8 protein-coding genes are annotated in these 7,095 nt (G+C 47.9%); 5 read left to right on the top strand and 3 right to left on the bottom strand.

All coding sequences use genetic code 11. The annotated features are described in order from the left end of the window. Nucleotides 1-220: 220 nt before the first annotated feature. The 3 genes from ACFO3I_RS18530 to ACFO3I_RS18520 all read right to left on the bottom strand — a co-directional run bounded on the left by ACFO3I_RS18530 (nucleotide 221) and on the right by ACFO3I_RS18520 (nucleotide 2,686). Nucleotides 221-1,189 carry a hypothetical protein gene (locus ACFO3I_RS18530; protein WP_377336618.1) on the bottom strand — a complete coding sequence of 323 codons (969 nt, stop codon included), beginning with the start codon at nucleotides 1,187-1,189 and terminating at the stop codon, nucleotides 221-223. 633 nt (nucleotides 1,190-1,822) lie between these two features. Beyond that, the gene (locus ACFO3I_RS18525) at nucleotides 1,823-2,188 is read right to left on the bottom strand and encodes a hypothetical protein (protein ID WP_377336616.1); all 366 of its coding nucleotides are present in this window, start codon (nucleotides 2,186-2,188) and stop codon (nucleotides 1,823-1,825) included. Nucleotides 2,189-2,332: 144 nt separating this feature from the next. Next, on the bottom strand, nucleotides 2,333-2,686 hold the full coding sequence (locus ACFO3I_RS18520; RefSeq protein ID WP_377336614.1) for a DUF3703 domain-containing protein: 354 nt from the start codon (nucleotides 2,684-2,686) through the stop codon (nucleotides 2,333-2,335). A 91-nt stretch (nucleotides 2,687-2,777) separates the two neighbouring features. On the opposite strand from ACFO3I_RS18520, the gene ACFO3I_RS18515 reads away from it, so the two are divergent. From ACFO3I_RS18515 to ACFO3I_RS18495, 5 genes are all read left to right on the top strand, one after another. Then, entirely contained in the window at nucleotides 2,778-3,197 is a 420-nt protein-coding gene (locus ACFO3I_RS18515; RefSeq protein ID WP_377336612.1) for a Cd(II)/Pb(II)-responsive transcriptional regulator, read from the top strand. A gap of 68 nt (nucleotides 3,198-3,265) precedes the next feature. Continuing rightward, nucleotides 3,266-4,150: a cation efflux transmembrane domain-containing protein gene (locus tag ACFO3I_RS18510; RefSeq protein ID WP_377336610.1), complete on the top strand. Its 885-nt coding sequence runs from the start codon at nucleotides 3,266-3,268 to the stop codon at nucleotides 4,148-4,150. Between the two features lie 47 nt (nucleotides 4,151-4,197). Further along, entirely contained in the window at nucleotides 4,198-4,512 is a 315-nt protein-coding gene (locus ACFO3I_RS18505) for a hypothetical protein (protein ID WP_377336608.1), read from the top strand. Nucleotides 4,513-4,563: 51 nt separating this feature from the next. After that, nucleotides 4,564-5,841: a TolC family protein gene (locus ACFO3I_RS18500; RefSeq protein WP_147904819.1), complete on the top strand. Its 1,278-nt coding sequence runs from the start codon at nucleotides 4,564-4,566 to the stop codon at nucleotides 5,839-5,841. A gap of 4 nt (nucleotides 5,842-5,845) precedes the next feature. Further along, entirely contained in the window at nucleotides 5,846-7,090 is a 1,245-nt protein-coding gene (locus ACFO3I_RS18495; RefSeq protein ID WP_377336605.1) for an efflux RND transporter periplasmic adaptor subunit, read from the top strand. Nucleotides 7,091-7,095 lie beyond the last annotated feature (5 nt).

Genomic DNA, 7,095 nt, shown 5'->3' with positions numbered 1-7,095 from the left:
CATTCTCCTGCCAGAACCGGACAGGATTGATTAAAAATGTGGATCAGTTTTCGATGCAAATCTGGGGGGGTAGTGGATCACTTCTGGGTGCAATTCAACACTTAGCGCAAGAATGAAGTTTGCGTTGTGCATTCTGTGAGAGGGCAATGGCTAGTAAAAGACTGATTGTGGAGATAAATCAGGTAGACGCTTTGCAACCGATGTGCTTTCAACATTTTGTTTACTTTGAAGTGCTCGTTGCTGTGATGCTGTGAAGTAAAGGATGAAGTGATTTTTTGTTGGCCAATATATTTAACACCAGCGGGGCAAGTTCAATAAGATGCATCGCGTAGTGGTCTTTTTTTCCGTCAATTGGATGGATATGAAACTTTGCTAGTTCACTTCTTATAATCGATTCAATCCGTTGCGCGTCACCTGTTTCAGGCCGTGAGTTCAGGGCAACAATCACGCCGAGGTCGTCGGATTTTACACGATGGTTACTTCGATCCGCGCTACCAATTTTAGCTATTCTATGCGGGCAAACATTTTTGATGTAAAAATATGGGCTTTGACGTATTTCGGAAGTGAGTGTTTCGACATATCTGACCTGTGTGATATCTCCGACCGACGGAAGCCAAGCCTGTATTTTTCGCGATTGCTTTAAATCTTGCTGGCAGAATTCATGAATGATTGTTTCTAACTCCAACTGATTTATGGCAAGTCTTTGCGATGATGAAAATTTACGGCTTAGGTGTCTGAGCAGTCGACCATGACGCACTGGAGTGTCGTGTGAGACCGGAGCCTTAATCATCAGGTCAGGATATTGGCGAAATAAATTCAATAAAAAAGGGGAGGGCCAATTTCGTCTATCGCCTACTCTGTAATCGCCATTCACGTTCCAATATTGATATAAAGTATCACGGACTGATACGCCTCGGTTCTCCATGTGGCTCTTCAGGGCAAGGGAAGGAGCATTAGGCATTGGATAAAAAAATAATTGGCCATTTTCGGTCAGTTTAACCTGACAATTGATCCCATTAACGATAGGTAGTGACAGTAGTTTGGCAACTTCACCGACTAAATCAACCTCATGTTGCTTGTATAAGCATAAATTTGATGCAGTGATAGCTACACCAGTTAACTGGTGTATTACCGCACAAACAAGTCTGCTCGAAACACAATTGAGATAAGTTTTGAACCCAATAGCCATTGAAACTTTGTGACTTAAGTATTCACATAGCTTCTGATAGCGTCGAACGGAATGCGTTATCTCAAGCCTATCGCAAACTATCTGCCATTTGGTATCGTCACCTGGTATTCGAAACCCATTCATTGCAGTACCATCGGCTCCGCGTGCACTTTACGAACGTACATCATCACCTCTGGGCATATATTAGCTGATATACACCGCTCGCTGATGAAAATAGTTGCAATATGCATGGCTTGCTTGAATTTAATGGATTGTTCGAACTGATAGAGCAATTGATGTATGCGTTTGTCAGTTCGGATATTTAGAATTATCTCTATCGAATGAAATAGATATTTAAACGACATATCTTCTGATCGGATTGGCCAGATATCTGACGTATACGGGTACAAACTAAGCGCAAGCAGGACTCCCGATATGGGGCAACTGCAGTTTGCAAAATACTGCAAGACTGCTTGCGATGCTGGCCCCGGATGGTTCAGATTAATACTACCAAAATGAGAGTTTGCCCAAATGAATATTTCTCCTTCTGTTTTGTTCATTTGCGTCTGAAACTCATTCTCGCAGTCTCTTTGTATGTCTGCTGTTAGTAAGCCTGTAAAATCAACACTCCAATAGATGGACATATGGTCACCGTTACCGTGTGATGTATTCAATAAAACAGGCCCCTTGGATTATCGCCGGTCCGTCTAGCTGGATGATTAGCGATTGCCATGGCATGACTATGAGCCGGTGTCCCAGTAAATCAATGAGGTCAACGTATGAATCAGTTGAATCCAGCTCGTCTGAACTGACCAAAACGAAGTTATTTGAGCCGTCGGCGATGAGAGCCCTCCATCCTAATCCGTTGTCAATCGTGAACTTAGTCTTTGCAATCGTGATTGGCCCGTTAATTTCGTGGTGAAATGCCAGCCATTTTGCATCGAGGAGAAGAATTTCGTTTGGCCAGTCACCAGGTAACGACGGCAGTGCAATAAATGCTTCACTGAGCACATTTCCCATTTAGCGATCCTCAAAATTGTCAGCCAATATGTCCTCAGTATAGTTGAATCTCGACAATGTCAAATCAAAATGATTTGATGCTTTGTCGGTGCCAGATTTAACATTCGAAGTTATCGACCTCGCACAGGGTGAAGAGCCCGAATTCTATTTTTTCCCTATCGTTGTTAAAATTTCTCTTAGCTTTTTCGGAACGGGCATCGGCTTAAATGCGCTGACATTCGAACGCCCCGTATTGCCAAGCGGCAAGCGATTAAAAAGGTGACCAAACGGCATTAAGAACAACCGATAGCTTTGGCCAGCAATTTCGCGCCAGTCTGCGGTGCAAAGGGCCAGCCAAAGCATCTGCAAATGCACCTGCAGATGACACAAAACGTCTTGCTGACCAAGAATGTGGGCAAACTCCAGATTCGAAAAACTTCTCTCATAGTCCTTTGACTTGCGCGCTTGTTCAGCCAGCGCCAAGTATTCAAAATAAGCGAGCAATACCTTCGGTTCCATCACACTATACCTGCTCAAAAAAATGCAGTTTCCGCCCGCTGCATTATGATACATTTGATGCTTAAAGTAACTTTAGAGTTGGTGAAGGGCAATGAAAATTGGAGAGCTGGCAGCGTTGGCAGGATGTGAAACGGAAACCATCCGATATTATGAAAAGTTGGGATTGTTAGCTGCTCCGGCAAGAACATCATCCGGATATCGAACCTATCAACAGCACCACCTTGAAGATTTACAATTTATCCGGCATTGCCGGGCCTTTGATATGAGTCTGTCGTTGGTCCGGCAACTATTGAAGTTTCGTGAAGATCCTACCCTGCCTTGCGGGCAGGTCAATACGCTGATTGATGAGCAATTGGGGCATTTAGACACGCAATTAACCCAACTTCATCAATTAAAATCGGATTTACAGGTGTTGCGGGAGCTTTGTCAGGACGACCATCAGGCGAAAGACTGTGAGATCCTGAAAAATCTGCTGCATCCATGTGCCAGTGATTGTAAGCAACATCGTTGAAAAAACTATTGACCTTAAAGTGGCTTTATAGTTTTTAATGGCCGTATCTTGTTGAAAGTGAGGCCGCTATGTCAGATTGCCAATGTAAAACCCAAGTGCAAGTCTCTGAAAATGCTCTGCTGCCAGAGTGTCCTGCATCTGAGTTGTGCCACAAAACCCGCTACCACATTCGCAAGATGGACTGTCCTTCAGAAGAAAATCTGATCCGGATGGCGCTTGGTGCCTTGCCGCAGGTGCAACAGTTACAATTTTTCCTGCAAGACCGGCAACTTGATGTGGTGCATCAAGGTAGTCCTGACGCCATCACCCAACGCTTGGAAGCATTAAATTTAGGTGCTGCAATACAGAGCTCAGCGCCGTTTCAGGCCGATCCAACAGCGTCAGTTGAAAACAGCAAAGCTGATGCCGACGAACGTAAGCTATTACAGCAATTGTTGACGATTAACGCCGTGATGTTCGTCACAGAACTGATGGTTGGACTTTGGGCGCAATCCACCGGTCTTATTGCCGACTCGTTAGATATGCTGGCCGATGCCGCCGTCTACAGCGTAGCCTTGCTGGCTGTTGGCCTTAGCGCCGCCAAAAAAGTCAGGGCAGCCCATCTTTCAGGTTGGTTGCAGGCGTTGCTTGCAGCCGGTGTGTTGTTCGAAGTAGCACGACGGTTTTGGGCTGGCACTGAACCCATGTCGACGCTGATGATTGTAATGGCGAGTGTGGCACTTATAGCGAACACTTTATGTCTTTATCTCATCTCACAGTCACGCAGTGACGGTGCGCATATGAAAGCGACCAAAATATTCTCGACCAATGATGTTCTGGCGAACCTCGGGGTGATTGTTGCCGGTGGCCTAGTCGCCTGGACGGGATCGGGCTATCCGGATTTAGTGATTGGCGGTATCATTGGGATAATTGTCCTTGATGGTGCAAGACGTATATTAGCGCTACGCACTTAACATAAAGGATTGTTGTGTCTAACTATTCCCGATGGATATTGTGGTTTATGTTTACGATTATGCTTAATCATGCTTTTGTAGCCTGTGACAGCATTGTCGTACATTTACCGACAGAACATCATAATCTGATTTCTTTCGGGGATAATGCTGCGCACCAACACAATGAACATCAAACATCTCACGCCAATGAGGCCGTCAATGATGTTGACGACCCACATGAGCCCCATGTGCATGTGATGTGTTTTGTCGCTTATATGACAAGCGCAGCGGCAGAGACCGTTGTTCAGACCATAGTTCCGTTTTCCCGTGCTGAAGCCTTCAGCATGACGTACGCTCCTGCTGTGCCCCCGCCAAATGCCTGAGATCATCGTTTTTAGTTAACAACGTGATTTTACATTTGACGGAGAATTTCTATGTCCCGCCCTTATTGCAAAGGCGCTGTTGCCTTGGCATTGCTGTGTGTCGCATCTTTTTCGGTGACGGCGCAAGAGCTTGCGATCACTACAGCGTTAGAAAGAACTTTAACGAGCAGTCCACAACTGCAACTTTATCCTTATCAGCTTCGGATTGATGAAGCTAAAACCCTACAAGCTGGTCTTAAACCAAACCCTGAGCTTGGTGTTTCTGTGGAGAACGTCCTTGGAAATGGCAGCCTCAGCGGCGTTAAAAGCGCAGAGCTTACGCTGACACTGAGTCAGCTCATTGAACTTGGCGACAAGCGTCAGCGCCGTCTGGAGAGCGCAAGTGCAGGGAAAGCACTGACACAGGCCCAATACGAACTCGACCGGGTGGATGTTCTGGCCAAAACCATGACCGACTATCTGGATGTGTTGGAATTGCAGACGGTGCGCAGCTGGACCGCTGAACGCCTGGTGATGGAGCAAAACGCACTGCAGGTCGCGACAGAGCGGTCACGGGCAGGACTAGTCACTGACGCGGATGTATTGCGGCTGAAAAGTCGGGTGCTCAAAAGCCAGATGGATTTAAAAGCGCTCAAAGCCGAACTGCAGGTCGCAGTGCGTCAGTTAGCCGCCAATTGGTCCAATGAACCGGATTTCGATACGGTGCAGGGGCAGTTGGCGGTGTTGCCGATGCTGCCATCGCTCAATGAGATGCTGGCAGCGCTTGATAGCTCGCCACAACTTGGGTTCTATCTGACACAGGAGCGTTTGGCGGGCACGCTGCAAAATCTGGCGATCGCCAATGGCCAAACCGATCTTACGGTCGGGGCTGGGGTGCGCCGTAACGAGCAGCTGAATGAGAATGCGTTTGTGCTCAGTGTCAGCATGCCTCTGGCACTTTCAAACCCCAATGCCGGTGAGATTGAAGCAGCGAGGGTGACTTCAGAGCGTTCAGCGCATCAGTTAAAGCTCAGTCGTCAGCAATTGCAGCTCTCTACGGGCCGGTTATATCAGCAATTAACCCTGCTTTCAGAGCAAATCCATGATCAGCAACAGGCCATTCTTCCGGCGGCGGAGTCGGTCGTGCAAAGCACACTTAAAGGGTATGAGACCGGCATCTTTGATATGACGGATTTGCTCTCTGCCCATGAAGATTTGCTAAGCGCCAAACGCAACATGATTGACGCTCAGGCCCAGTTTCACCGTCAGTTAGTCGAACTCGAACGTCTGGTGGGAATGCCTTTAGTGGTCAACGGACCTGCTGCATTACCATCCCGCATGAAGGAATAACAATATGATGAATTACATCCGTTTTATATCAACGGCTTTACTGCTAACGGCATTCACAGGGTTTTGTGGCCCGTTACAAGCCAGCGAAGAGCATGACCATGCTGACGAACACGCACAAACCGAAGAGAGAAAAGGCCCCAATGGCGGGCATTTACTGGAAAAAGGCTCGCTGACACTGGAAGTTGTGCTCAGTGAAAACGGCGGCAAACCAGAGTTTCGTTTATTTGCATCTGATAATGGAGAGCCTCTGGCCCCCGGGACTTATCAGGCCGGACTGACACTGGAGCGTCTGGGAGGTCGTCGGGATGTGCTGACTTTGCGCCCACGTGGTGACATGCTGGTCAGTCAGGAGCCGGTCGCAGAGCCGCATTCATTTGAAGTGGAAGTTGCACTCAGTGCCAAAGGTCAAAATCATACCTGGCACTTTGAGTCCTACGAGGGACGCACCGAACTTGAAGCGGATGTGGCAAAAGAGTCCGGTTTAATCAGCGAGCCTGTGACTTCAGGTCGTATTCGCACTCAGGCGCATTTGTTTGGTGTGGTATCGGTGATCCCAGAGCAGCAAAGCAGGCTCAGTGCGGTCTATCCGGGCGTCGTGCAAAGTGTGGCGGTGCGGATTGGCGACAAGGTCAAAGCGGGTCAGGTTGTGGCCACGGTACAAAACGCAGCGACATTAAAAAATTACAGCATTAAGGCGTTGTCGGACGGTGAAGTTACTAACCGGTTTGTGAATCCCGGAGAAAAGGTATCGGACCAGGCGTTAGTGGAGATCAGTGATTTATCCACCGTGTATGTCGAAATGTCGGCCTTTCCGGGGGATACCGCCAAAATGGCGCGGGGCAATCCGGTGGTCGTGCGTGATGTTCATGGCGAAGAGCAAACTTCCAGCCAGATTGAATATATTGCGCCACAAATGACCGGTGGCCATATCGCCAGAGCCCGTGCCGTTGTGCGTAATGACAACGGGTACTGGCGTCCGGGTATGCACGTGAAAGCCGATGTGGAAGTGGCCTCGGTGGAAGCGCGCCAAATCGTGAAGAAATCAGCCCTGCAGGAATTTAACGGTGAGACCGTTGTGTTCATCCGGGTAGGCGATATTTATGAAGTGCGAATGCCGGAATTTGGTGCCAGTGACGATAGCTTTATCGAGGTGTTGTCAGGTCTGGAAGAATACGTTGAGGTGGTCACCCAGAATAGTTTTTTAATCAAAGCCGACATCCTGAAGTCTGGCGCCAGCCATGAACACTAGGAGCC

The sequence above is a fragment of the Rheinheimera marina genome, assembly GCF_042654345.1.
Taxonomy (GTDB): domain Bacteria; phylum Pseudomonadota; class Gammaproteobacteria; order Enterobacterales; family Alteromonadaceae; genus Pararheinheimera; species Pararheinheimera marina.
Note: the sequence above shows the minus strand (reverse complement) of the source record. Positions and strands in the feature narration are given on the sequence as shown.

Bases quoted from the DNA above. Each gene is read 5' to 3' on its own strand.
- ACFO3I_RS18530 (WP_377336618.1), bottom strand. From the start codon at position 1,189: ATGGCTATTGGGTTCAAAACTTATCTCAATTGTGTTTCGAGCAGACTT.
- ACFO3I_RS18525 (WP_377336616.1), bottom strand. From the start codon at position 2,188: ATGGGAAATGTGCTCAGTGAAGCATTTATTGCACTGCCGTCGTTACCT.
- ACFO3I_RS18520 (WP_377336614.1), bottom strand. From the start codon at position 2,686: ATGGAACCGAAGGTATTGCTCGCTTATTTTGAATACTTGGCGCTGGCT.
- ACFO3I_RS18515 (WP_377336612.1), top strand. From the start codon at position 2,778: ATGAAAATTGGAGAGCTGGCAGCGTTGGCAGGATGTGAAACGGAAACC.
- ACFO3I_RS18510 (WP_377336610.1), top strand. From the start codon at position 3,266: ATGTCAGATTGCCAATGTAAAACCCAAGTGCAAGTCTCTGAAAATGCT.
- ACFO3I_RS18505 (WP_377336608.1), top strand. From the start codon at position 4,198: ATGTTTACGATTATGCTTAATCATGCTTTTGTAGCCTGTGACAGCATT.
- ACFO3I_RS18500 (WP_147904819.1), top strand. From the start codon at position 4,564: ATGTCCCGCCCTTATTGCAAAGGCGCTGTTGCCTTGGCATTGCTGTGT.
- ACFO3I_RS18495 (WP_377336605.1), top strand. From the start codon at position 5,846: ATGATGAATTACATCCGTTTTATATCAACGGCTTTACTGCTAACGGCA.